The sequence below is a fragment of the Pseudoalteromonas sp. HL-AS1 genome, assembly GCF_031198785.1.
In the GTDB taxonomy this organism is placed as follows: Bacteria; Pseudomonadota; Gammaproteobacteria; order Enterobacterales; family Alteromonadaceae; genus Pseudoalteromonas; species Pseudoalteromonas distincta.
Genome location: NZ_CP133570.1, coordinates 598,480 through 623,338 on the forward strand (window position 1 = coordinate 598,480; position 24,859 = coordinate 623,338).

Annotated in this window: 23 protein-coding genes; 4 read left to right on the forward strand and 19 right to left on the reverse strand. The window is 38.2% G+C overall.

Translation table 11 applies throughout. The features are described 5' to 3' along the window. Positions 1-143: 143 nt before the first annotated feature. A complete protein-coding gene (locus RB214_RS19555; RefSeq protein WP_309169204.1) occupies positions 144-3,152 on the reverse strand; it encodes an immune inhibitor A domain-containing protein in 3,009 nt (1,002 codons plus the stop codon). Between the two features lie 489 nt (positions 3,153-3,641). Between RB214_RS19555 and RB214_RS19560 the strand changes: the two genes are divergently transcribed. Together RB214_RS19560 and ilvN are read left to right on the forward strand one after the other, a co-directional pair. Then, a complete protein-coding gene (locus RB214_RS19560) occupies positions 3,642-5,366 on the forward strand; it encodes an acetolactate synthase 3 large subunit (RefSeq protein ID WP_309169205.1) in 1,725 nt (574 codons plus the stop codon). Continuing rightward, positions 5,366-5,863, forward strand: a complete 498-nt coding sequence (gene ilvN / locus RB214_RS19565; RefSeq protein WP_002960314.1) for an acetolactate synthase small subunit — start codon at positions 5,366-5,368, stop codon at positions 5,861-5,863. The genes RB214_RS19560 and ilvN overlap by 1 nt, the downstream gene beginning before the upstream one ends. 91 nt (positions 5,864-5,954) lie before the next feature. Here the strand turns inward: ilvN and RB214_RS19570 are convergent, their stop codons facing one another. The 15 genes from RB214_RS19570 to RB214_RS19640 form a co-directional block, all read right to left on the reverse strand. Then, a complete protein-coding gene (locus tag RB214_RS19570; protein ID WP_002962474.1) occupies positions 5,955-6,230 on the reverse strand; it encodes an HU family DNA-binding protein in 276 nt (91 codons plus the stop codon). 210 nt (positions 6,231-6,440) lie between these two features. Further along, positions 6,441-6,980, reverse strand: coding sequence for a DUF3833 domain-containing protein (locus RB214_RS19575; RefSeq protein ID WP_039487661.1), 540 nt, complete (start codon positions 6,978-6,980; stop codon positions 6,441-6,443). Position 6,981: 1 nt separating this feature from the next. Continuing rightward, on the reverse strand, positions 6,982-7,470 hold the full coding sequence (locus tag RB214_RS19580) for a chalcone isomerase family protein (protein ID WP_002962471.1): 489 nt from the start codon (positions 7,468-7,470) through the stop codon (positions 6,982-6,984). 53 nt (positions 7,471-7,523) lie between these two features. After that, on the reverse strand, positions 7,524-8,024 hold the full coding sequence (locus RB214_RS19585; protein WP_033021926.1) for a DUF2878 domain-containing protein: 501 nt from the start codon (positions 8,022-8,024) through the stop codon (positions 7,524-7,526). Then, a complete protein-coding gene (locus RB214_RS19590; protein ID WP_002962469.1) occupies positions 8,002-9,264 on the reverse strand; it encodes a cyclopropane-fatty-acyl-phospholipid synthase family protein in 1,263 nt (420 codons plus the stop codon). The genes RB214_RS19585 and RB214_RS19590 overlap by 23 nt, the downstream gene beginning before the upstream one ends. A 37-nt stretch (positions 9,265-9,301) precedes the next feature. After that, a complete protein-coding gene (locus RB214_RS19595) occupies positions 9,302-10,039 on the reverse strand; it encodes a DUF1365 domain-containing protein (RefSeq protein ID WP_309169206.1) in 738 nt (245 codons plus the stop codon). Continuing rightward, positions 10,032-11,288, reverse strand: a complete 1,257-nt coding sequence (locus tag RB214_RS19600; protein ID WP_002962467.1) for an NAD(P)/FAD-dependent oxidoreductase — start codon at positions 11,286-11,288, stop codon at positions 10,032-10,034. The genes RB214_RS19595 and RB214_RS19600 overlap by 8 nt, the downstream gene beginning before the upstream one ends. Further along, positions 11,285-11,995, reverse strand: coding sequence for an SDR family NAD(P)-dependent oxidoreductase (locus RB214_RS19605; protein ID WP_002962466.1), 711 nt, complete (start codon positions 11,993-11,995; stop codon positions 11,285-11,287). Before RB214_RS19605 ends, RB214_RS19600 begins: the two co-directional genes overlap by 4 nt. Before the next feature lie 2 nt (positions 11,996-11,997). Continuing rightward, positions 11,998-12,426, reverse strand: coding sequence for a nuclear transport factor 2 family protein (locus RB214_RS19610; RefSeq protein WP_002962464.1), 429 nt, complete (start codon positions 12,424-12,426; stop codon positions 11,998-12,000). A gap of 1 nt (position 12,427) precedes the next feature. After that, a complete protein-coding gene (phrB, locus tag RB214_RS19615; RefSeq protein WP_290174022.1) occupies positions 12,428-13,822 on the reverse strand; it encodes a deoxyribodipyrimidine photo-lyase in 1,395 nt (464 codons plus the stop codon). Continuing rightward, positions 13,822-14,775: a DUF523 and DUF1722 domain-containing protein gene (locus RB214_RS19620; protein WP_138490055.1), complete on the reverse strand. Its 954-nt coding sequence runs from the start codon at positions 14,773-14,775 to the stop codon at positions 13,822-13,824. Before RB214_RS19620 ends, phrB begins: the two co-directional genes overlap by 1 nt. 8 nt (positions 14,776-14,783) lie before the next feature. Further along, complete coding sequence (locus RB214_RS19625) at positions 14,784-15,464, reverse strand: ChrR family anti-sigma-E factor (protein WP_002962459.1); 681 nt, start codon at positions 15,462-15,464, stop codon at positions 14,784-14,786. Further along, positions 15,457-16,080 carry a sigma-70 family RNA polymerase sigma factor gene (locus tag RB214_RS19630; RefSeq protein WP_002962457.1) on the reverse strand — a complete coding sequence of 208 codons (624 nt, stop codon included), beginning with the start codon at positions 16,078-16,080 and terminating at the stop codon, positions 15,457-15,459. Before RB214_RS19630 ends, RB214_RS19625 begins: the two co-directional genes overlap by 8 nt. Before the next feature lie 68 nt (positions 16,081-16,148). Then, positions 16,149-16,727: an LON peptidase substrate-binding domain-containing protein gene (locus RB214_RS19635; RefSeq protein ID WP_193226924.1), complete on the reverse strand. Its 579-nt coding sequence runs from the start codon at positions 16,725-16,727 to the stop codon at positions 16,149-16,151. A gap of 235 nt (positions 16,728-16,962) precedes the next feature. Next, a complete protein-coding gene (locus tag RB214_RS19640; RefSeq protein WP_002962453.1) occupies positions 16,963-17,235 on the reverse strand; it encodes a hypothetical protein in 273 nt (90 codons plus the stop codon). A gap of 298 nt (positions 17,236-17,533) precedes the next feature. Between RB214_RS19640 and RB214_RS19645 the strand changes: the two genes are divergently transcribed. Beyond that, a complete protein-coding gene (locus tag RB214_RS19645) occupies positions 17,534-19,225 on the forward strand; it encodes an alkaline phosphatase D family protein (RefSeq protein ID WP_309169207.1) in 1,692 nt (563 codons plus the stop codon). A 60-nt stretch (positions 19,226-19,285) separates the two neighbouring features. Here RB214_RS19645 and RB214_RS19650 read toward each other — a convergent pair whose 3' ends face one another. The 3 genes from RB214_RS19650 to RB214_RS19660 form a co-directional block, all read right to left on the reverse strand. After that, positions 19,286-20,764 carry a cellulase family glycosylhydrolase gene (locus RB214_RS19650; protein WP_309169208.1) on the reverse strand — a complete coding sequence of 493 codons (1,479 nt, stop codon included), beginning with the start codon at positions 20,762-20,764 and terminating at the stop codon, positions 19,286-19,288. A 400-nt stretch (positions 20,765-21,164) separates the two neighbouring features. Continuing rightward, positions 21,165-21,515 carry a hypothetical protein gene (locus tag RB214_RS19655; protein ID WP_309169209.1) on the reverse strand — a complete coding sequence of 117 codons (351 nt, stop codon included), beginning with the start codon at positions 21,513-21,515 and terminating at the stop codon, positions 21,165-21,167. 88 nt (positions 21,516-21,603) lie between these two features. Continuing rightward, positions 21,604-23,955: a TonB-dependent receptor gene (locus RB214_RS19660; protein WP_309169210.1), complete on the reverse strand. Its 2,352-nt coding sequence runs from the start codon at positions 23,953-23,955 to the stop codon at positions 21,604-21,606. Positions 23,956-24,174: 219 nt separating this feature from the next. On the opposite strand from RB214_RS19660, the gene RB214_RS19665 reads away from it, so the two are divergent. Continuing rightward, on the forward strand, positions 24,175-24,804 hold the full coding sequence (locus tag RB214_RS19665) for a hemolysin III family protein (RefSeq protein ID WP_007376338.1): 630 nt from the start codon (positions 24,175-24,177) through the stop codon (positions 24,802-24,804). Positions 24,805-24,859: the final 55 nt, after the last annotated feature.

Below are 24,859 nucleotides of genomic sequence, written 5' to 3' on the forward strand. Positions count from 1 at the left end.
TTGATAGCTAGGCAAAAAATTCGCTATTTAGTTGTTCTCGGCAATTGCTCCTGCATTGCTCTACCTTCTGCATCCATGCAGTCGTAAATGAGAATTTTTTAACACAGGTAGCGACACGTTTAGCCCCGCAAAATGGTTAAGTATTATTGCGGATTGGTATTAGTATTAAACCTAAATAAACTTAACAGTAGTAATCCTAATAAACCCGCCAGTGATCCGCCACTTGAACCCGAACTACTTTGTTGTTTTTGTACAGTAGCAGATAACTCTTGAGTAAAAGTATCATTGGTTTGAGTATCAGTAACATTCAACGTTACGTTATAAGTCCCGTCAGCTTGATAAGTATGCCTTGGGTTTTGTAAATTTGATAACGCACTGCCATCACCAAAATCCCAACTGTAAGTGTAACTATTAAAGCCGCCGGTTACTTGGGCATTAAATTGTGCGCTTAAATCACTAACTGTAGCGTTTGCGTTTATGCTAAGCGGAACATTAGCAGTTACATCAATCGCTTTAGTTTGCTCCGTGCCTTCGTTATCGGTCACTGTAAGCGTTACTTGGTAATCACCAGAGTACAAATAATTATACGTAAGTGATTGAGTCGCTAAAGTACTTCCATCTCCTAGCTGCCAATTATAAGTATACGGTGCGACTCCACCTGTAAGCGATGCCTCAGCTGTTAAAGTTCCTTGGTTTATTTCATATTCAATTTCACTTACAGTTAATGGTTCAACTAATGTAACTTGTGCTACAGCTACTTGCTGTGAAGTACCATTATCTGCCATAAACTCAACGTTATAAGTGCCATAGTCTTGGTATTCATGAGTAGGCGTTAACTCTGTGCTGAAGCTCCCGTCATCAAAACTCCACGTAAATTTGTCCGCTGGAGTAAGTGCAAAACCTTCTACACTAAAATTAACGGTTAAACCGTTTTTAGTAAAATTAATTCCCTTAGTAACATCGTAAGTAAGCTCTACTTCTATATCTTCACTGTCTGTTGACTGGCTTATAATACTAAACCCAAAACCAACCTGTGGAAGCACAACACCCGATGGTTTTTGCGCTGCAAAGCTATAATCGGTTTTATCAGTAAACCCGGTGATAGCTGATAAATCATCATCACCTAACCCTGCCCTTTGTTGATATAGGCTAAAAGCAGCATCACGTATTTGAATTGCTGAAGCAGCCGGAGTTTGCGTACTGCCCTTATTTATTGAACGCTGATCGGCATCTACCACTAATGCAAAACCACTGCCTGGATGCTCGGTAGTATTATTATCTGCTTGAGATTCATTGCTGTACCACAATAATAACCCCGGTGAGTACTGCTCTGCTTGCAAACTACTGTCAACGCCTGTGTATGAACGCAGTTGTAAATAGTAATGTGATGGCGATGCATATGTGTAACTACCAACTTTTTCAAAGCCATTAAACACAGTGTTAACTTGATCTTGTGCATTATTTTGCCAAATTAAAGTATCACTTTGCTCAATGCGCATATCATCAACAACAAAACCATAATAATGTGTGTTCGCATCTGTTATGTATTCAATTTTTAAATCAATTGTCTGTCCAGCATAAGCTGATAAATCAAACTTATGGGTCAAATAGCCGTTAGGTTGCTTAGCATCACTATTAAGAAATGAATCACCTGAGATATACGGACCAATATCACCGTAGTATGGATTAAGCGCTTGCGTATAATTACTCGCGATTGGCTCGCCATCTACTTTTACTTGAACTAAATCGTAATCGCGCTCAATACTGTAATAAGCAATAAAGCTTAAAGTAAGTGTCTCAGTTGTGTTTGGTAGCGCTATTGTATTAGCTAAGCTGTTGCTAATATTGTCGCCCGTATTTGAATAGTATTGAAAATCACCTTCTACTGGAGCCCTAAATTTTTCGAGCCTTGGTGGTAGTGATATTTTTATTTGATTTTGCTGTTGTGAAGTACTCGCAGTATTAATTAATGTTTGCTGTGAGTTAGCCTCTATCTCATCCATATCAAGCGTAAGCTGGTTAACCCAGTTACCCTGGTACCGCTTTTGTAAATATTCAAGCGCATAAGGGCTAAACATAACTGGCTCTGAGCCTCTTGGCGAACCAGCCCAACTTCCTGTCGACATAACTGACCAAGACGCGACAGGCTCACCTACCGTGTTAGATTGTAAGTCGTATTCATCTAATAATCCTAAATCATGCCCAAATTCATGCACAACCACACCAATCCCGGCATCAATAGGGTTAATGGTATAACCAAAGAGCTTAATGTTGCTGCCTGCAATCTCGCTCGGCCCGCTATTTTCATCAAATACATAGTAGCGGTGCGACCAAATAGCATCGGTGCTTAGGTAACCGCCACCCGCTTCTTCGCCAATACTTGAATGAAATACCATTACATGGTCAATAATGCCATTAGGTTCATTAAGGATACCGTCGCCATCAATATCATCTAAATCAGTTAAGTCATAATCCGCTAAATTAATATTAAACTTTGCAACTGCTTTCTCCACAGCCTCTTTAATTAAAGCGGGCGCATTTATATCCCGTGTACTGCCTTGGCGCTCACCATATATTTTTGCATTGCTATTAGCGGTTACCCAACCATATACCTGCCCGCTAAAGTTTAAGCTATTTCCCGAAGCCGCTTTATAATAATCAGCAGCCGTTTTTAAGCTTTGTCCATCAGGGCCTGTATAACCTTGAGTATTAAAAAGCATTTGCTGATAGTGCTCAGTTGAATAATCAGCGTAAAACATATCGGTGTCTTGCTCTACAAGTTGATTGTCGTCATGTTTAAGATCAGGAAAATCAATTAAAATAGCTAACACTTTCACATCATTAACGCTTTGATCTGGCACTAGCGACGTTGAAAAAGCGACCTGTTGTTTATTTGTATTTGAAAAAACGTTGGAAGAGGATTTAAATAGCCTAAAGCCATTTTTAATTGAGTGATTGGCAACGTCTTTGTTACTCATATATAACTTAAATGAACTATCTAACTCACTTGAAGATATTTGGTCTCTTTTTTTAAGCCAATATAAAATACGCTCTTCGTTAGTTATACCAACATCATGCGGACTTAAGTTATTAGCCGCCACCATAGGGCTTAATAGCGTAGTTAAAAGCGCAATTAACGTCACTTTTTTCACTGTGTTTTCCTCAAACATAATTATGTAGCAATCATACCTAATAATAGAAATTTAAACATGCGATAAAAACATATAGTTAACATATGCAATTAAAGCTAATGGTCTCTCACGCTCTTTTATATCTAAAATCGAACTTACAATCTAAAATGCATAATTTCTGCCAGTAAACTCAATTAAACATAGGTTTTCTGCAGGTTTAAATTAAAAAAAGCCACAAAACGAATTTAAAATGCAAAAAACAGCTTTCAAGGTTGACATAAAGGCTTAAAACCCTTAAAAATAAACCTATACAAAATCTTTAATTTAAAAGCAGTGTTTTGCTAAGTAGAGTAAAAACTATGAACACACACATTAATCTTTTAGTCGTACTCGTACTGGTCTTAGTTATAAGCCCAGCGGGGATGTATTAAAAGGTGATACTGCTTTTTAAAAACCCTCGCACTACGCGGGGGTTTTTTTATGCATAAAAAAGCGCACAGAGGAATGAGGATGAGCAAACAAGAATATAATGGTTCTGAACTAGTAGTTCAGGCATTAAAAGAGTTAAAGGTAAAATACATATTTGGCTATCCCGGTGGTTCGGTTTTAGACTTATATGATGCACTTTTTCAGCAAGATGACATTGAACATATATTAGTACGTCACGAACAAGCTGCAACACATATGGCTGACGGCTATGCCCGCGCTACTGGAGACGTTGGTGTTGTACTTGCAACCTCAGGCCCTGGCGCTACAAACTGTATTACAGGTATTGCAACGGCCTACATGGATTCAATTCCTATGGTTGTGTTATCAGGCCAAGTGCCTACAAATTTGATTGGCGACGACGCATTCCAAGAAACCGATATTGTGGGTTGTTCTCGCCCTGTAGTTAAACACAGTTTTAACTGTAGAAGTGCTAAAGACATCCCTACAATCTTAGCTAAAGCTTTTTATATTGCTAGCACTGGTCGCCCAGGTCCTGTCGTTGTTGAGCTTCCAAAAGATATGCTTAACCCTGCTATTAAGTTTGAATACGAATTTCCTAAAACCACCGAACTGAGAACGTACAGCCCTAATACTAAAGGGCACTCAAAACAAATTCGCAAAGCCGTAACAGCTATTTTAGAGGCCAAAAAACTGGTTATCTACTCTGGTGGTGGTATTGTTATTTCAAATACATCAGAGCAATTAACGCATTTAGTTGAATCATTAAATGCCCCCATTACAAATACACTAATGGGATTGGGTGGTATTTCAGGTGTGCATCCAAACTTTGTAGGTATGTTAGGCATGCACGGCACGCTTGAGGCAAACAAAGCAATGGCTAACGCCGATGTGATTTTAGCGCTTGGTGCCCGATTTGATGACAGGGTAACTAATAATGTTCAAAAGTTTTGCCCTAATGCCACAATTGTTCATGTGGATGTTGACCCAACTTCAATTTCTAAAACGATTAAAGCACACATACCAGTTGTAGGTTGTTTAGCAACCGTACTTGAACAACTACAAGCGGGTATTGATAAAAGCCCAATTAAAATAGATCGCAGCGCGCAAGAAGATTGGTGGCGACAAATTATCAGCTGGCGCGAACAAAAATGCTTAAGCTACAACACTGATGGCGACAAAATTAAGCCACAAGCTGTAATTGAAGCGGTGTATAAAGCCACTAATGGCGATGCTTACGTAAGTTCAGACGTTGGTCAGCATCAAATGTTTGCAGCGCAATATTATCCATTTAAGCATCCTCGTCAATGGATCAACTCAGGCGGCCTAGGCACCATGGGCTTTGGTTTACCTGCTGCAATGGGCGTAAAGCTGGCCTTTCCTGATAAAGAGTCTGTGTGTATTACGGGTGATGGCTCTATTCAAATGAATATTCAAGAACTATCAACCTGTTTACAGTACAACCTAGCGGTAAAGGTTGTATCACTTAATAACCGCTCTTTAGGTATGGTACGCCAATGGCAAGACATGGTTTACGGTGGACGTCATTCATCATCTTATATGGATTCACTACCTGATTTTGTTAAGTTAGTTGAAAGCTACGGCCATGTAGGTATACAAGTAAACACACTAGATGAGTTACAACCTGCTATCGATAAAGCAATGTCAATTAACGACCGATTAGTCTTTTTAGATATAAACGTTGATGAAAAAGAACATGTATACCCAATGCAAATTAAGTTAGGCAGCATTGATGAGATGTGGTTACGTAAAGGAGTAAAAGCATAATGCGTCGTATTTTATCTATTTTATTAGAAAACGAACCAGGTGCCCTATCACGTATTGTTGGGCTTTTTTCACAACGTGCATATAACATCGACAGCCTAACTGTGGGCACAACAGACGATCAATCATTGTCGCGTATTACCATTACCACTATGGGTGATGACAGAGTTGTAGAGCAAATTACAAAGCAGGTTAACAAACTAGTCGACGTGCTTAAAATTATCGATTTAACAGAAATGAGTCACATTGAACGTGAGCTATTGCTTGTTAAGGTATTTGCTCAAGACGAGACGACTCGTGCAGCGGTTACGCGAGTAGTTGATGTGTTCCAAGGTGCTATTTTAGATATGGGCCGACAAAGCTACAGTCTACAATTAGTGAGCAGTACAGACAAAATAGAGTCGTTTTTAGACACACTTCGTCATGAAACCGATATTATTGAAGTTGTACGTTCTGGCGCTGTTGGCATTGGTCGAGGCGATAAAGCCTTAAAAGCGTAAATTTATAATATAAAGGCATCAATTGATGTCTTTATTAAACATAAAAAAAAGAGCTAAATAGCTCTTTTTTTAATTTAATTCGTTAAACCTATTAAGGGTTTACTTGGTCTTTAAGACCTTTACCTGCTTTAAAGCTTGGGATAGTTGCCGCTGCGATTTGGATCTCAGCACCCGTTTGTGGGTTACGGCCAGTGCGAGCTGCACGTTCTTTTACTGAGAAAGTACCAAAACCAACTAATGCTACTGAATCACCTTCTTTTAAAGAAGAAGTTACAGCACCTGTAAACGCGTCAAGAGCACGAGTAGCAGCGGCTTTAGAGATTTCTGCATCAGTAGCAATTTTTTCAACTAATTGAGCTTTATTCATTGTTAGATTCCTATTCGTTATTATTTTGCCTTCGCAAAACCTATCTTTATGCATTTTTAAAGAGTTAGCAACAGCAAATTGCATTTTTTGCTTAAATTCTTAAAAAATGAGTAAAATTTAAATAATTCTCTGTAAAATACAGCGTGTTGGGTTAACAAAGACTTAATTTGAGTACAATTTTGGCGCAAGTTAAGCAACTGGGTAAATAAGCTATATTTTTTCGATCACTAAGGTCACTTCCCCGACCTCGACTCCAAACTTAACAATAGATGTGCGGTTTATCAAGCGCGATTGTGTAACCAGGTACATCCAATCATCAAAATTCACTTTTAAAGTACTGCCATCGTATGGAAGCTCTACATCGTAATTCCAATGAAATACGCTGCCATCACTTCTACCTTTTGCTGTACCTATAACATCATCTGCCACACCCGTTAAACTATTGTCTTCATTTAACGTTATTTTCCAAATACGCTTTTGAGTTTCGCCATCGTCATAAACAAAGTCTTCTTCAATAACGCCCTGGTTACCTTCCCAGCTCGCATTCATATCTACGACAAGCTTGCGGGTCAATTCACCCTTAAAGTCTTGTACAACACCGTAGGCTTTCAAATTTCCACTAAAAAATGTTTTAAAGTCAAAGTTTGGCGATGTATTTTTATAATGCTCTACATTTGGTGCCGAACAGCTTATCAGCAACAAAGCAGATAAGCTTACAAGAGCTGTTTTAAACGCGTTAAATACATTCATATTAATTCCCTAATAGTTGCTTTCGTAGTTTCGGCTCAGACGTTTTTTCATCCAGCCAAATGGCTAAAAAATCACTCGAAAATTGAGGTTCATTTATTTCGCCAATTTTTTCATCATTATGATAAAAAGTACTCATACCCTGCTCATTTGTGACTAACGTTAGCGAATCACCTTGTCTAATATCAGGCCAAATAGACAATAATTTACTGTCGTATTTGTCTGCTAGCTCTTTTTTTCCAATATGCTCCCACTGCTCATTTGTTGCTTTTACGATTTCTTTAGCTTCAAAGTCACGTAAATAGGTAAGTTTAAATTTAATAGGATGCGTTCCTGCGCTGTAATTACCTGAAGGGGTAAATAAAACCGCGTCATATACATCCCAAAATAAATACTCCATTCGTGCTTCGCCTACTTTATTAAATTGTGTGTCAGCTAAAACAATTGAAGTTGTAAGCAAATAAAAAGTAACTGCCTTTAGTAAAAATTTCAAAATAAGCTCCCTCGAGTCAATGGGTAATGTTACGAAATGGGAATTGTGGGCGATCAGCGATTGATGAATAACTTGATTTTTTGGTTTATAAAAAGAATAACAGTAAACACTGTAGACCAAAGCGCACCGTAAACGAGCCAAAACTGCCATAAAGGTAAGCCTAAGCTTATTACTTCAAAGCGCGCCCCAGCCCAATAACTTGCTGGCGCAAAAGCCATGCATACTAAAAAGGCCTGCCAAAGCTTTAATTTACTCAAAAAAACCATAGAAGTATTTAAAGAAAGTAATAACGCAGCCCATAAAAAGACGAGCCATAGAGGGAAGGGATAAACTTTAAATTCTAACAAGCCTGACTTTACTGCTATGAATTCTAACAATAGTGCTAAAGGTAGGGCTTTAATTAGAAGTAAGGTGTCTTGTTTTTTTTGTTTTGACAACCAAAACATTAAAACAATAATCAATCCGCTAAAAAGTAGCGAATCAGCTTCAAGCAGCAATGATAAAAACCACACTGCTTGAAATAAAACAAAATTAGTAACCGAGCGCAATATCATCGTTATCGCTAACAAAACGTGGTTTACGCGCCATTAAATGCACCGTACTTGTTGCTCTAGCTCTAAACGCGCCTTCGCAGTAAGCAAAATAAAACAACCATAAACGATAAAAACGTTCATCAAATTTTGAGCGGTCCAAATCAGGCCAGCTTTTTATAAAACGGCTTCGCCAGTCTGCTAATGTTCTTGCGTAGTGAGCACCAATATCATTAACAGTATGAATTACCATGTCGGTATTATTTTTAATCTGCTCACTCATCTCATTAAGTGATGGCAAACACCCGCCTGGAAAAATATACTGCTGGATAAAGTCAGAGTTTTTTAAGTAGTGCTTATAACGCTGATCGCCAATAGTTATAGCTTGTATGAGCATTGCACCGTCGTCTTTTAACAATTCACCACATTGGGTAAAAAAGCTAGGTAAGTACTCATGGCCCACCGCTTCTATCATTTCGATAGAAACAAGCTTGTCGTATTTTCCTTTCAATTGCCTGTAATCAAGCTTAAGTAATGTAATTTTACTTTCAAGACCAAGCTCTGAAATTTTATTAGCGACATAATCATGTTGCTCATCAGATATGGTTGTTGTTGTTACATGGCAATCGTAATGTGTGGCTGCATATATAGCAAAAGCCCCCCACCCCGTACCAATTTCGATTACTGAATCATTTTTTTGAAGCTCAACTTGCTCACAAATGCGTTTAAGCTTGTATTGTTGAGCCTCTTCAAGTGTCGCTTCTTTTGTAGGATATACAGCGCTTGAGTAAAGCATTTCTTTACTCAAAAATGATTCGTACAAATCATTACCTAAGTCGTAATGAGCAACGATGTTTTTCTTAGAACCCGATTCAGAATTTTTGTTTTTTATGTGATTAAACCGGTGCGCGATATTACTAAAAAATGCGAATTTCTTCTCAAACTCATCAAGTTGCTTCTCATTTATAGCAAATATCTCAATGAAAGAGGTTAAGTTGTCACAAGACCAATGCCCCAAAATATAGGCTTCACCAGCGCCAACGCTCCCAGATAATGCAAATGCCTTATACATAGCTTTATCGTTTACTATAATCGTTGCTTTTAGCACTGAAGATGGGTCACCAAAAACTGTACGCTCGTTTGCATCTACTAAAACAACTTGGCCTGTTTCAATTGACGAAAAGGCTTTAGTCACTAATTTTTTATATATGTTAGTTAACCAGTTTGTGCTTTGTTCGCAATTTAAGCTCGACACTTTATCCATTGAAATACCTATTAATTGTCCTGACTATCTATGTGCTTTATGGCTTGCCTGAGTGACCTAAAAAAGGAACTCGTTTTATAAACAACTTTAACGCTTGATAATAAATACCTTTGAAAATAGACCATGTCATGGCCGGAAAACGTTTAAATAACTTATTAACTTCTTCTTTAGTAAGCTCTTTACGTTTTAAGCGAAGTGTAGCATCAAATAATAGCTCTTCATTTCGCTTATTTTCAATGTGTATCAATGTTTTATCAAGCGATTGCTTAACATGCCAATGATAGTTCATATCTAGATTCATAAAAGGTGATACGGAAAAAACCTTTTTAAAGTTCACTTTTTTTTCTAAAGGTACTAAATAATAATGACGTTCGTTCCATGGTGTATTACTTACTTCAGCAATCATGTATTTAAAACGGTTGTCGTTATGACCAAAAAAGTAAAAATTAACAGGACTAAAATACACACCAAAACAACGAAGTTGCCCAAGCATGTAAATATGAGAAAAGGTTTCAGTAATACCTAAATTGGCAAGTTGTTCATGTGCACGCTCAATAAGAGGACGTTTAGCAAGCTGTGAGGTGCCTGTAAGATAATCAGCTTCATTAAACTTTAACGCCTTTAAGCCTGACGTACCTATGTGTTTATGCACACCATTTAGTTGTTGAGGATTATTTAAATCTACCCACATCATATATAAAGGGTAACTAAAGCGATGTTCTTTAACAGCAAAACGGCGATGTTTAACATCGCCTAAATACACTGCACTAGTCAAATTCGACCCCAAGTTGCTTGGCTACATCTACACCACTGTGTACGCCATCTTCATGAAAACCATTGTACCAATAAGCACCGCAAAAATAACTATTGTTGTGTCCATCAATACTGTGTTTAAGTTTTTGAGCCGCAATTGACTCTTGGTTAAATACAGGGTGGTGATAAGTAAACTCGCGCAAAATTTTACTTTGGCTTATTCCTTCAAGATGGTTAAGCGTTACACAAAACTGTGTATCTGATTGTATACCTTGCAAAATATTCATTTGGTAAGTAACAACAGCGGCTTTATCCGTGTTGTTGTTAAGTAGGTAGTTCCAGCTTGCCCATGCCGCTTTTCTATCTGGTAAAAGGTTTGTATCGGTGTGCAGCACCACTGAGTTCTCAGTGTAAGCTATTGCACCCAATACTGACTTTTCTTGCTCAGTAGCATCACCCAGTAGTGCAAGCGCCTGATCTGAATGACAAGCAAATATTACTTTATCAAATTTACTTTGCTCACCATTGGCAAACTCTATTGTTACTTCATCATTTTGACGCGTAACTGATTTAATATTTGTATTGAGGTTAATTTTGTCGGCAAAACCTCTGATCAGCGGCTTAATATACTGACGAGAGCCCCCTGGTACTACATACCACTGTGGTCTATTGGTTACATCTAAAAGCCCATGATTAAAGAAAAACTTAACAAAAAACTCAACGCCTACGTTTTCCATTTCTTTAATACTGGTAGACCAAATAGCCGCGCCCATAGGAAGAATATAATGGTATTTAAAAAAGTCATTAAACTGGTTATCGTTAAGCAATTGCCCTAATGATTGATCAGACTGGTAATCACCTTTTTCATGCATTGCTTTGCACAGTTTGTTAAACCTAACAATGTCGTACAGTAATCGCCAAAACTTAGGTCTAAAAATATTACGACGCTGTGCAAATAAGCTTGTAAACGTATGTCCATTGTATTCAAAACCAGTGGCTTCGTTGTGCACACTAAAGCTCATCTGGGTTGTTTGTTTATCAATACCAATGCGCGAAAGTAGCTTTTCAAAATATGGGTAAGTTCGGTCATTAAATACAATAAAGCCTGTATCTATTGCGTATTTGATGCCACACACATCAACATCAACCGTTGCTGTGTGGCCACCTATGTAATCATTTTTTTCAAATACGGTTACATCGTAATGTTTGTGAAGCAAATGCCCACATGTTAAACCAGATACACCAGTTCCTATTATTGCTATTTTTTTCAACGGGCTAATCCTTTTGCGATTTTAAGCCAAATCGGCAGTGGTAAAATGCGTAAAGCTTTTAATATAAGTGTAAAACGATAAGGGAAATGAACGTCTTTGCGGCGTTTTTGAATACCCTTAATCATGTAGTCTGCGGCTTTTTCAGCAGTAACGGCCATAGGCATCGGGAAATCATTTTTATTAGTAAGCGGCGTTTTTACAAAGCCAGGGTGAACTAAAGTCACATCAACATCATTTAAATCAACCGCTAAGCTTTTTGCCAAGTAACTTACACCCGCTTTTGATGCGCCATAAGCTTCTGAACGAGGTAGCGCAAGGTAAGTAACACTTGAGCTGACCAAAACAAGTTGGCCACCTGGATTTATTTTAGGAAGTAACGCCTCAAGGCAATACCCCATAGAAAGTAAGTTAACGTTTATTACACGCTCAAACAACGCGCTATCAAAGTTGCGCGCATCATCTATATATTCACAATTACCTGCGTTTAAAATAACACGGTCAAAATGAGGAAAACCAATAGTAGACTCTTTTATATCTTGCAGGTTAGTTGCATCAAATTTACATGCTTGGATATTGTCGTATTTAGCAAGCTCGGCGAGCTTATCACTATTACGGCCGCAAGCTATAACAGTGTCTCCTAGCTGTGCATATTTAATTGCTAGCTGCTCGCCAATACCTGATGTAGCACCCGTTATAAGTGTGATCATACTTAACCTGCCCTTTTATCAATTAGCTTTATAACGCTACCAAGTAAAGGAATGTGTTTGTATAACAACTCGCCTACATTAAAGTAGTCTCTGTGCTTAATAATTTTGCCATCTTTAAAAATAAGCTTGCTATGACCGTCTACCGAGATAGTTTTACCTGATGAAAGCTTTGGATGTGCATAATGCATAGTCCAATAAATAAAAGCATTGTTACCGCTATTAAACGAATCACTAATATCAAACTGGCAATGCTTAACATTGCTGTATAAGTTAGCAAAGTACCTGCGCAATTCTACAATGCCGTTAATTTCATGCATCGGGTCTATAAACTGTATGTTGTCACAGTAAATATCACTCAATAAATCAAGATTAGTACTATCAAGCTGTTGGTATATTTCAACAAATTTATCTACTGGTAACTGGTTATCCATATCACACCTTAAATGCAGCAAGTGCACGTTCTCGTGCCGCTTTATGATCAACTATTGCTGGCCAGTAACATTCCTTATCTTTGCCTGTTGCGGCTAAATAAGTGTGTGGAAAATGAATGTGTTTATCTGGCACGTTTTCAAGCTCTGGCAAATACTTACGGATAAACTTGCCCGTTGGATCAAAGCGCTCGCTTTGTCTGATAGGATTAAAAACTCTAAAATAAGGCTGAGCATCACAGCCCGTACTTGCAGCCCACTGCCAACCACCATTATTTGAGGCTAAATCGCCATCAATTAAGTGCTGCATAAAAAAGCGTTCACCTTCACGCCAGTCTATTAATAAATGTTTAGTTAAAAAGCTTGCAACAACCATTCGTAAACGATTATGCATCCAACCGGTTTGCTTAAGTTGTAGCATTGCTGCATCCACTAATGGGTAACCTGTACGCCCTTCGCACCATGCTTTAAAATCGCTTTCGCTTTTACGCCACACTACAGCATTATACTTTTCGTTGAAGTTATCGCCGCGCGAAAGGTTCGGAAATTCAGCAATTAAATGCCTGTAAAATTCGCGCCAAACAAGCTCGTTAATCCACGTAAACGTTTTACTTTTTGATGTAGTTAAAATATCAGGATAACGCTGCTGAATATTAATAAGCAATTGCTTTGTGCTTACAATACCTAGGGCTAAATACGGGCTTAAACCCGATGTGCCTTTTACACTGGGAATATCACGCTGGTCGTCGTAACTTGTAAGTTTGTCGCATATAAAATTATCAACTACGGTAGAGAGTGTTTCGTCGTCAACCGGCCACTTATCTGAGCACCCATCACTTTTTAGTAAATCACTCTCGTCAAACTCAATAGGGTCAGAAGTTAAAGGCCATTGTGGCAAACTAAAGTGTGTATCTTGATACTGCTTTAACCATGCACGTTTAAAAGGAGTAAACACTTTATACATTTCATTACTTTGATTTTTGACCGTTCCAACAGGTGCAATTAAATCACCTTCGTACAAAGTAAAAGTAATAGAAAGCTCATCGCATTCGTGCAAAATTGCTTTATCGCGGTTTACTTCATTAAGCTCATACTCTGTATTAGCAATTACGTGTTTTACATCGTTTGCTTTACAAAAGTTAATAAGCTCGCGCGTACAATCACAAAAGCTAGGCGCTTCAATAATATGTAAAGTAATACCGTAATCAGCAAGTTGTGATTGAAGATAAGTAACTCGGCGCTTGAGTAAGTCAATCTGAATAGGCGCAGCTTGGTGTTGTTGCCACTGCTTTTCAGACACAAAAAAAATGGCGTGTTTAGCGCCATTATTTAGCGCTTGAATTAACGCTTCATTAGAAAAAAGGCGCAAATCGCGCCTAAACCAAAATAATGTATCCATTAAATACCAAATCGTAGTTTTAAATCGTGAGGGTAAGGGTTAAAAAACACTTGTTTTTCAAGGTACTCATTCGGATGAACCTTCAAATGATGTTTTAACAAGGTAAGTGGTACATACAATGGCACCAATCCTTCGCGGTATTCGTCTATCGCATCACGAAGTTCTTGTTTTTCAACCTTCGATAAATCATTTTTAAAGTAACCTTGTAAATGCATTAGGGTATTGCAATTATTTCTTCGAGAAGCTGGCTTTTTCAGACCCGTCATCAAACCTAAAATATATTCATCCGCAACTGCATTTATATCGTCACCTACGAACGTTCCAAGCAGATTACCCAAATCTCGATAAGCTTGGTAATTATGAGCCATTAACAAGTACTTATACTGAGAATGAAATTGAGTAAGCTTGTGAACAGTTAGTGGTTCTTGCACTAACTTTTGCCAATTTTTAAATACGTAAATTCTCATTACAAAGTTTTCACGTAAATGCATGTCGTTTAAGCGACCGTTTTCTTCACATGGCAATAATGGGTTGTGCTTCATTATTTGCTCAGCAAAAAAACCAACGCCTTCAGAGGTATTACCCGTGCCTGCTTCGTTGTATATTTTAATGCGCTCCATGCCGCAGCTTGGACTTTTTGCGCAAAATACAAACCCGCTCAACTCTTTAGCTTGTTCTGTTGCAACTTTTTTACCATACTCGGTAAGTTGTTGACCTACATCTCCAGTGCCATCTGGGCGACATACTTTAATAGTATCGCCAACTTTAACTTGGCGAATAGTTGGACGAGGTATTGGTAAACCTACCGCTACCTCCGGACAAAACCGTGTATATTCAACGTGTTTACCTAACTCATCCATACAGAAGTTTGACTTTTTATGACCTGTGTCAAATCTAACTTTTTCGCCTGCTAAGCAGGCGCTTATACCTATTTTTATTATATCTGTGTGCATAAATTCTCTTAGTAAATCAAATTACCTATTGGATTTAGTAACTTGCTGAAGCCCTTATTAAAATGTAGCGCACTACTGACAACTGTAAAGCACAAACAACCATCTTTTGTTAAAGGAGTATGTTGGTGGCTACCATCTTGCCATATAAAGTCACCTGGTACATATTTTCCTTCTTCATCACTAAACTCGCCATCTAGGAGTAAAGTAACTTCAAAGCCAGTGTGCGTGTGTTCTGGTATTTCACCACCAGCATCAATATGTAACAAGCTAGAGCGTAATGGGCCATCATCAAGTGCAATACGCGATCTAGCAAGCTTACCCACTTGGGTAAATTTACTGTGAGAAATACGCGTTAGCGCACGTGGAAGCTGATAGTTATGCTCATTAACTTTAATAGAAACAGGCTCTACTTCATAAACTTCGTCGATAGAATCATCAGACGTGATCATATCAAGCACATTCAATTCAAATTCTTCAAGTAACTCAGGTTGCTCAGCTTGAGGTTTCTCATATTGCGCTGGCTCTTCGCTAAATAATGCGTTTGCGTTGCTTGCCTCAATTTTAGCTACTTTAGCTTGGCACACAGGGCACATATCTACATGTATAGAAACGGCTAAACTCAATGATGTAGCAAGTGATGCATCGCAATACTGTGTCAGTAAAGTTTCACTCGGGTGATGTTTAATCATGCTGATCTCCCATTTCATTACGTAATTTTTGCAAGGCCAAACGTAATCGTGATTTTACCGTGCCTACTGGAATATTAAGTTGATGTGCAAGTTGCTCTTGCGACATGTCTTGAAAATAAACGCCTCTTACCACTTCGCGTTGAGCAATAGGTAATTTGTCTAAATAACGTTTAATTTGTTTATCTTCTAAATGATCACTGTATTCATGATGTGTATCTTGTGATTCATTTAATAACGGCCAAATATCTTCGCTTATGTTTTCTTCTTTATTGCTTTTCATTTTACGAAGCATATCGAATGAAGCGTTACGCATAACGGTATAAACCCACGTAGTAGCCGCACCTTTATCACTGTGATACAAATGTGCTTTACGCCAAACAGATGTTAACGTCTCTTGCACAAGCTCCATTGCTTGAGCTTCAACACCAAATTGCTTAATTCCAAAGCGTTTAATTTTTGGCGCAAAGTATTCAAATAAATAGGAAAATGCTTTTTTATCGCGTGACTGTGCAACATCTATAAGCGCTTGCATGAGTTCTTTACTCGGCGTTTCTGGCATGGCAGTGTACTTACCTGTATTAGGTTCACAACGTGGTGATTGTTGTTGACTTACCATAATAATTTATCCCGTTATTGCTTTTGTATTAAGTAATACGGGCAATAATTAATTTAGGATCATAAAATTTAGGCAAATTCGTTATTAATCACAGTATGGAGGAAATTCAGTAAGTTATCAAAGTTCGTTTCAAACGCAAGTTGCTGTTTTTTCTCAATAGAAATAGGTAGGAGCTCAAGCCAACGAGCTGCAATCCAAGGCAGTTTGTCAAAGTGAGTTTTTTTGTACAGTAAATTAAGTTCCGGATTACTTTTAAACACGTTTAAAAGCGCATCATGCAATAAGTCATGTTCGCCAACTGAGTTGTTAGAATCCTTATACCAATATGGCGTATTACAAGAAGACACCAAACCATGCCGCAGTTCGTCCTCGTCTTGATAAACATCATTTATTTGAACGCTTTGAGAAGCATATACATCGATTAATAATACATCGTTGTCGTCTTGGTCAAAATCAATAATATCAACAAGGCAACCTTGCGCGCTTATATTAAATGGCGTGTCGTGCTCAAATGTACAAAGCACAAACCCTGTATTGTTTTTTAATGCGGTTTTAACCATATTTAAATAGCGAGGCTCAAATATGCGTAATCGCGTATAGCCTTCAGGTAACATAAAAATGGGTAATGGAAAAATCGCACGTTTCATAAAGTCTACTTCTTTCAAACACTCTGCCTTTATTTACGTGCGCTTTTGCTAAGTCGATCAGCTTTGTATGAATCGAATTAATTACCAGCTATATAATTGGCTAAAGATTAAACCAACCTCCCATAGCTTTAAACACTTGAACCGAGTAATAAGCGCTAATCATACTGACTACGGGTGCTAACATTAATGCAAATAATCCAAGTTCACTGCTCATCGTTTTAATCCTTTAAATAATTTATTTTGCGTTTTTAATACTAGTGTCAGTATTTTTAGGCGTTGTGCTATGTGTTAAAACGGGCTCATCTAATAAACCCTCTAAAACAGTTTTAGCATCAAAATAAAGCGTTTCCTTTAGTGATTTTTCAAGCTCGATTGTGGTTTGCTTTACGTAGCTTGCTACACTTTGAGTTAATATATCAGTTACATCTAGGTCCACTTCTGTTGCGTGTACTTGCGCAGAACCTAATACTAATAAACTTGCCATAGCGATTTTAATTGAATGTTTCATAATGGTATTCCTTGTTTGTGTATTGTTTAGACGTAGTTACATACTCAAGGGTTGTGCCAACATAAAAATAAATCGTAAGTAACTGTTATTAAACAGCTTTACATGCAATGCTTCAATTTAAAAAATTCATACCTTGTTAATTTAACCATTTAATTTAATTTTTTGACTACTTTTTAGTTAATAAATAAAAGGGTTTAAATGTATTAATACCGTCACACTAAATACATTTAGCGTTTATAAAAACGTCATATCTACCCGCTAAAGTGCACACCACTATAAATAATTCAAAAAGTGCAGTATGACCCTTTCATCACGTCGAAATTTTTTAAAAACCTCAGCAGCAAGTATATTTACCGTCGCAGTATCGAGTGCCATTACAGGTTGTGCTCAAACATTAACAAACAAACCTCTATCGGCTATTGAATTTAAACACGGTGTAGCCAGTGGCGATCCGCTCAGTAATGCTTTAATAATTTGGACACGTGCAACCACTTTTCAATCAAATTTTGAAGTTACTGTTGCTTGGGAACTGGCAAGTGACTCTCAATTTAAAAACATTATTCGCAGCGGACGCGAACAAACAGATAAAAGCCGAGACTTTACAATAAAAATAGATGTGCAAGAACTTGCTCCAAACACAGAGTACTTTTATCGATTTGTGGGTTTAAATACACAAAGCCCAATTGGCCGTGCTAAAACACTACCAATAAACAATGTTGAACAAATAAAAATGGCTGTTGTGTCGTGCTCAAACTACCCTGCTGGGTACTTTAATGCCTACACCGATGCCGCTAAACAAAAAGATTTAGATGTAGTACTGCATTTGGGTGATTACATTTACGAATACCCAATGGGCGGATACGCTACCGAAAATGCTGAAAAAATTGGCCGCCAATTAGCAGCTGATAACAGCGGTGAAATTATTACCCTAAGCGACTACCGCAAACGTTATGCAATTTACAGAACAGACCAAGGCCTTCAAGCTCTTCACGCTGCAGCGCCTTTTATCGCAATATGGGATGATCACGAAGTTACCAACGATACCTATAAAAGTGGTGCTGAAAATCATACCCCTGATGAAGGTGACTTTTTTAAGCGCCGTGCAGCAGCTATTCAAGCCTATTACGAATGGCTGCCAATTAGGCCGCCAATGGGCGAACAAAGCCCGCAAATATACCGCACCTTTGATTTTGGTAATTTAATAAGCTTGCACATGCTAGATACTCGCGTAATAGCACGCGATAAACAACTCGCTTACAGCGACTATAAAAACCTAGAGACCAAACAAATGGATGTTGCTCGCTTTGCCAGTGATTTAAATAATCCAAAAAGGCAGTTACTAGGTAACACACAACTAAACTGGCTCACCAGTGCAATAACTAAATCAAATGCAAAATGGCAAGTATTGGGCCAGCAAGTATTGATGACTAAAATGTGGCTACCTACCGAGATATTCTCGCAATCCGATCGCACTAAAATACCTCAGGTGTTAAAAGAGCTTGTTACCATTAAAAAAGCCGTGTTAGAAAATAAAGCGGTAACACCCGCACAACTTGCACGTGTAAATACTTTAATGCCTTATAATTTAGATGCGTGGGATGGTTACCCCAGCGAGCGCGAAGCATTATACAAAAGCGTTGCTGCATTAGATAAAAAGTTAGTCGTGGTTGCAGGTGATACGCACAATGCGTGGCATGGCACATTAAAAAATGCAAAAGGCGAAAGCGTAGGAGTAGAATTTGCAACGCCTGGTGTTACATCCCCGGGGATGGAGCATTATTTAGCGCTTAATACAGTACAAGCAAAGCAAATGGCTGACTCGCTTTCATTGTTAATAAACGACTTAAACTATTGTGACTTATCACACCGTGGATATATGTTACTGACTATTACTAAAGAGCAAATCACAACCGATTGGCGCTATATAGATAACATAAACTCCCCTAGCTACAACATCACTGATCAACACCAAAGTGTTTATAAAGGCTAATACTTTTAAAAAGAAGGTAAATGTATTATTTACCTTCTTCACATATTTTATTTAACGTGCTTAACTACAGCTATAGATAAGCGTCCACGAAGCATCACTTCCGGGAATGCTGTTTGTATACCAATTTGCGCTGTATGCATTACCTTGATATTGCATTTTATCGTCGGTGTTATTGTGAGTAAACGGACCACCTGAGTAATCTTTTTTTACCCAATTAGGATATGCATTAATACCATTACAATCTGTTGAACTTACAACACTGCATCCGTTTGTATTAACACTTGTACCAGCGGGTGTATCTGGGCACTGATCAATATCATCATTCACTCCATCGTTATCCGCATCGCTTTGTGGTTCAACTACTTCAACAACGCAACCTACATTATTAACAGTTTCACCTGCAGGTGTATTAGGGCATTGATCAATATTATCGCTAATACCATCGGCATCGCTGTCAGTTACCTCACAACCAATACTATCAACCGTTGTACCAGCGGGTGTATCTGGGCACTGGTCAAGGCTGTCACTTATACCATCACCATCAGAGTCTAAAGCAACCGTACTACCACCCCAACCTTGAATGATCTCTTTAACTTTAGAGCCTGAAGCGGTTAATGAATTCCAACTACCGCCTGGAGTAAATAACGATGCACCTTCGTTTTTATCGTTTAAAGCCCAGTTAGCGTGGCTAATATTGTTTGTTTTAAAAAATGCCATCCATGCATCAGTTTCATTAATATTAACACCACCATTGCCATCAGCATTAACTGTTCCCCACTCTGTAGCAAATAGTGCAATGCCGTTATCGAGTGCTGTTTGTGCTTTATTTCGATACGATTGACCATGCGTGCCAGCATAAAAATGCAGAGTGTAAGCAATATTGGCGCGATCTATCGGGTTTTGTGATGCCACATCAACATCTTGCGACCACGTAGGCGTACCAACCACAATTAAGTTATCAGGATCGATTGCTCTAATTTTATCAATAACTGTTTCTGCGTAAGGCTTAATATCGTTAGCCCATGAAATTTGTAACGGCTCGTTATAAATTTCATAAATAACATTGTCGTACTGCCCATATTTGGTAGCTACGTCTTCAAAAAAGCGAACTGCAGTTGCCTGATCGGTATGTGCTTCATGGCTATGAAAATCAATAATAACGTACATATCTTCGCTAATAGCTGCGTTTACAACAGTATCAAGACGGCTCATATTGCCCTCCCAATCAAAGTTCAAACTACCACCAGTACTCGTACCATGACCAATAGCTGCACGAATTAATGTTGCATTAAATTCAGTTTTTGCCTTTGCTACTGTTTGTGCTGTATAAAATTTTTCAGCGCCCCACCCCGTGTTACTCCAAAATAGGCTAGGTCCTGCAAAGCTTGTGTTTTCTCCACCCGCAAGAATTTGATTCCCACTCACCGTTAACTTCTCAACAGCGGCATTGACCATAGTTGAGCATCCTAATAATAAAGCTAACGATAAGCTCGCCATTTTAAAATCCTTTCTTTTGTGATTATTTGAACTGTTATTCATCGTATTTCCTTAAATTGAAATTATCAGTCGTCATCGTTTGACGTAATAAATTGACACCAAACCAATACTTAATAGTTAAAAAAAGTTAATTTGGCGAGCATAAAGCACCATTTATTTATTAACATTAAATGAATAAAAAGGTACAAGGAGAAGGATTTTAATTAACTAAATATCAACAAGTGAGCGATTTAACGAGGTTTGAGGATTTTACTGGGTATATACAGGAATTTACACGATGTTTACATGGTGCAGGCGAAAATCTCGGTTACAAAAAATATGTATAAAAATGGAAAAAGCGGTAATAATAATTATTACCGCCATCAATAATAGCTAAATATCAGGGATAAATATGCGGGAAGAAAATTAATAAGCCAACCAAACCGAGTTCTGATTAACTGGCTTATTTTTTAGTGGGCAGCGCTTTTCTGCCCAAGCGGTATGCATCCATCATGCTCAGCACCCAAATTATAATCATTAAAGGTACGTACTTATATTCAGCGAGCTGAGCGCAGGCGTTAGATGGTTGTTGCGCGGCTTTTAAAATGGCCGTAACCGACATGGGGATTTTTCCGTTTACAATTTCATTTGCAGTACACTGTGCAATCGCAAATATATCTTGAAAGGTTAAAATTAAAAGAACAGAGAATACACCCGCAAAAATAGCACCTATAAGGTGTTTTTTTAAAGAAAAATGCCCCGCTCCAGGATAAACAATGGCGGTAAGTAAAGCAGCTTTTAGATCTTGTTTCATTTTTACCTAATATAAATTCACTTTAACGTGATCACATAAAAAAGCCACTTTGCAGTGGCTCAATTAAAATATCAAGTAGTTAAATGTATTATTGTCCGCCAAACCCGAGAGTTAACTCAATACCAACAAAACGAGGTGCCCCTGCAACAAATGTTGGATTGCCAAATCCCCCTCCAGTATTACCTGCATCAACTAAGTACTCTTTATCTAATAAATTACTGGCAAATACACTAACGGCCCAATCATCACCACTCGCAATTCCTAAGCGCGCACTGACTAATCCAAGGCCAGGTTGGCTAATATCTAAGCCTGATATTGGCGCATTTGCTGGCTCAAAATACACTTCAGAGCGGTAGCTATATATTAAAGAGCTCGTTAAATTAAGTGAGTTCGACAATTCTGTTGAATAAAACAGCCCCGTACTAAACGTCCACTCTGGTTGTAATCTAAATTTATTGCCTGCGAGGTTACCGTTATTGCTGTCATCATCTATTTCAGCATCAAGGTAAGCCGCATTGGCAAATACCTCAAACTCATTATTAATTAACGCCCTTACTTCAGCCTCTGCGCCAACATTAGTGGCAGAGCCCGCATCAGCAGAAAACGCAACGCCTTCATCATCCTGTAACGTAACCTGAAAGTTAGAGTAATCTTGATAAAATACAGCGACAGAGTAATCTAAACGCCCGTCAAGCGCTTTGCCTTTAATACCGGTTTCGTAGTTCCAAATAATTTCCGCTGGGACTTCTGATATAGAAGCTTCGACACTCCCTTGTTCGTCGTTAGCCGAACTTACTTCAAGTACTTCCGAACGACGCCCTTTTGAAATAGTCGCATACATATTTGTAGTAGGGTTTATTATATAAAGCGCATTAAAACGTGGCAGCCAATCATCATAATCAGCATCACCATAAAATGTTTCACCATTTGTATCAACCGTAAACAATGGCGCTTGTGTTAAAACACTATTGGGTGCAGCAGAGCTATAACCACTGCGCTTTTCTTCTTTTATATAACGAAGACCCGCTGTTAACTCCAGTGCCTCAGTTGCAGCATAAGTTACATCAGCAAACGCTGAATACGCTTTGTTTTCACCATAGTTTGTAAACTCTAGTGAATATGGCAACTCGCTTATTGCACCACCTGTTAATGCTGGCGTTAAAATATTAACGCTACCATCATTATTAATACAAGGAACACCTGAACCCAATACGCCCAAGCAATTTAAAAATATAGACTCCTCTGTACTAAATGGAACACGCTGGCTACCATCTTCTTCAAAGTAACTCACACCAAAAATACTAGTAAACTTATTCTGTGTATAAACAGCGCGTAATTCTTGGCTAAATTGATCGCCCTCAGCAGCTTCTGCAAATTCTAAAAACCATGCCTGCGTACCATCAGCATCAAACACTTCTAAAGAGTCAAAATTACGCCCTGCAGTAATTGAAGTGATTGTTAAATCGTTACTTACATCCCAATTTACAGTCAAATTTAAATCGTTAACTGTGCGCTCTACACCTAAGTCTTTTTTTCCAAACACAGACTCTGCATACGGACTACCTGGCATTTCAACAAAGCTATATGGGCTTGTATCACCACCGGTTGGTGCATAAAGCCCATTTTTAAAAGATGTACCCGAGTCATCATTTTTTTCATACGTATACACCAAATCAATCGTTACATCGTCATTAGGTGTAATACGTAAAGACGGACGATAAGAAAAACGCTCAATACCATGCATATCATCTTGCTTAAACCCAGCCGGATTTTGGGAGTTACTATCTCCTGCAATATTTTTTATAAACCCATCACGTTCACGATAAGTAAAAGCAACACGGCCTTGCATTAAATCATTACCACCCGTTACAAAACCACTAACACCTTTGGCCGAGTAATTACCAACGGATGCTTTTAATTGAGCCGAAAAATCTTTTTCTGGTTTACGTGTTGCTACACTAATAGCACCTACAGAAGCTGCTGTTCCAAACAGTGTTGCTTGTGGTCCCTTAACAACTTCAATCCCTTCTACATCAAAAAGCTCAAAGTATGAACCACGAGAGCGTGATACATCTGCTCCGTTATAATAAATAGACACACGAGGTGATGATTGAGACGACCCACTATCAGACGTAATACCACGAATTACAAAGCCTGGGTTGTTAGGGCTTTGCTCTTGAATAACAAGCCCTGGTGTTATTTCAGATAAAGTGTCGAGTTCGCCAATCCCTAAGCTCTCTAAAAAGTCGCCATCGTAGGCACTTATTGTTACAGGCACATCTTGTATTGATTGCGCACGCTTTTGAGCAACAACCACTATTTCATCAAGTTCTTTATTTATGGTTTGATCTGCAAAACTATTTGTTGATGTAACGCAAATCATCGCAACAGACAATTTAGTAAGTTTAAGAAAAGGCCGTGTTGTTAATTTATTTTTCATGTTTTTCACTGTTCGTCCGGTTAATTGTTTTTAGGAATTACCAGTAATCTAACGAACTATTACGACTTTTTTACGTCTTATTAATTACGCATTGGTTAAATTGATGTTTCAACTTTATGAAAAATAATAAATTATTGTATTCATATAAAAATTATAATATTGAAAAACTCAGCGTACACTTGTACACTAAAATTCATTCAAATAGTGGTAGGATCTGTCATGTCGTTAGAAGCGCCCTATTCTAAAAAAGAAGAACAACTAAACGTAATTAGCCATGCACTTGGTATTGTATTTGCTGCATTTGTTATGTGGGATTTATTTAGCCAAGCCACCAGCACTAAAGCGTATATTAGTACTGCAATTTATGGCAGTAGCCTATTTGTGCTGTTTTTGTCATCCACTTTGTACCACGCCAGTATTCAACCACGCTTAAGAGCTTTTTATAAAAAGTGCGATCACTGCGCCATATACTTATTAATTGCCGGCACCTACACTCCCTTTTTATTAATCTCATTAACCGGTGCTTGGTCATGGGCAACACTTACATTTATTTGGACTGTGGCACTGGCGGGCGTTGCGTACAAAGTATTTGTAAAAAACGGCAATAAAAAAATATCACTCGCCACCTACTTGCTCATGGGTTGGTTTGCACTGGCTATTGTATATCCGCTTTATTCAAGTGTTGATGTAAAAGCACTTTACTGGCTACTTGCCGGCGGCATTTTTTATAGTTTAGGTACACTATTTTACAGCGCTAAAAGCACCCAATTTAGCCACGCAATTTGGCACTTATTTGTTATTGCTGGGTGTGTTTGTCATTATATTTCAATTAGTAATTATGTTTATTGAGCTGGTATAGCCATTTAAAATGGTCAGGTTTGAGCGAGAAGCAGTCAGTCACTAG

Excerpts from the sequence above, each read along its gene's own strand:
- RB214_RS19570 (WP_002962474.1), bottom strand. The coding sequence starts at position 6,230 with ATGAATAAAGCTCAATTAGTTGAAAAAATTGCTACTGATGCAGAAATC.
- RB214_RS19620 (WP_138490055.1), bottom strand. The coding sequence starts at position 14,775 with ATGCACACAGATATAATAAAAATAGGTATAAGCGCCTGCTTAGCAGGC.
- RB214_RS19665 (WP_007376338.1), top strand. The coding sequence starts at position 24,175 with ATGTCGTTAGAAGCGCCCTATTCTAAAAAAGAAGAACAACTAAACGTA.
- RB214_RS19630 (WP_002962457.1), bottom strand. The coding sequence starts at position 16,080 with ATGGTAAGTCAACAACAATCACCACGTTGTGAACCTAATACAGGTAAG.
- RB214_RS19610 (WP_002962464.1), bottom strand. The coding sequence starts at position 12,426 with ATGGATAACCAGTTACCAGTAGATAAATTTGTTGAAATATACCAACAG.
- RB214_RS19625 (WP_002962459.1), bottom strand. The coding sequence starts at position 15,464 with ATGATTAAACATCACCCGAGTGAAACTTTACTGACACAGTATTGCGAT.
- RB214_RS19655 (WP_309169209.1), bottom strand. The coding sequence starts at position 21,515 with ATGAAACAAGATCTAAAAGCTGCTTTACTTACCGCCATTGTTTATCCT.
- RB214_RS19635 (WP_193226924.1), bottom strand. The coding sequence starts at position 16,727 with ATGAAACGTGCGATTTTTCCATTACCCATTTTTATGTTACCTGAAGGC.
- RB214_RS19590 (WP_002962469.1), bottom strand. The coding sequence starts at position 9,264 with ATGGATAAAGTGTCGAGCTTAAATTGCGAACAAAGCACAAACTGGTTA.
- RB214_RS19605 (WP_002962466.1), bottom strand. The coding sequence starts at position 11,995 with ATGATCACACTTATAACGGGTGCTACATCAGGTATTGGCGAGCAGCTA.
- ilvN (WP_002960314.1), top strand. The coding sequence starts at position 5,366 with ATGCGTCGTATTTTATCTATTTTATTAGAAAACGAACCAGGTGCCCTA.
- RB214_RS19650 (WP_309169208.1), bottom strand. The coding sequence starts at position 20,764 with ATGAATAACAGTTCAAATAATCACAAAAGAAAGGATTTTAAAATGGCG.
- RB214_RS19645 (WP_309169207.1), top strand. The coding sequence starts at position 17,534 with ATGACCCTTTCATCACGTCGAAATTTTTTAAAAACCTCAGCAGCAAGT.
- RB214_RS19640 (WP_002962453.1), bottom strand. The coding sequence starts at position 17,235 with ATGAAACATTCAATTAAAATCGCTATGGCAAGTTTATTAGTATTAGGT.
- phrB (WP_290174022.1), bottom strand. The coding sequence starts at position 13,822 with ATGGATACATTATTTTGGTTTAGGCGCGATTTGCGCCTTTTTTCTAAT.
- RB214_RS19585 (WP_033021926.1), bottom strand. The coding sequence starts at position 8,024 with ATGATATTGCGCTCGGTTACTAATTTTGTTTTATTTCAAGCAGTGTGG.
- RB214_RS19660 (WP_309169210.1), bottom strand. The coding sequence starts at position 23,955 with ATGAAAAATAAATTAACAACACGGCCTTTTCTTAAACTTACTAAATTG.
- RB214_RS19575 (WP_039487661.1), bottom strand. The coding sequence starts at position 6,980 with ATGAATGTATTTAACGCGTTTAAAACAGCTCTTGTAAGCTTATCTGCT.
- RB214_RS19560 (WP_309169205.1), top strand. The coding sequence starts at position 3,642 with ATGAGCAAACAAGAATATAATGGTTCTGAACTAGTAGTTCAGGCATTA.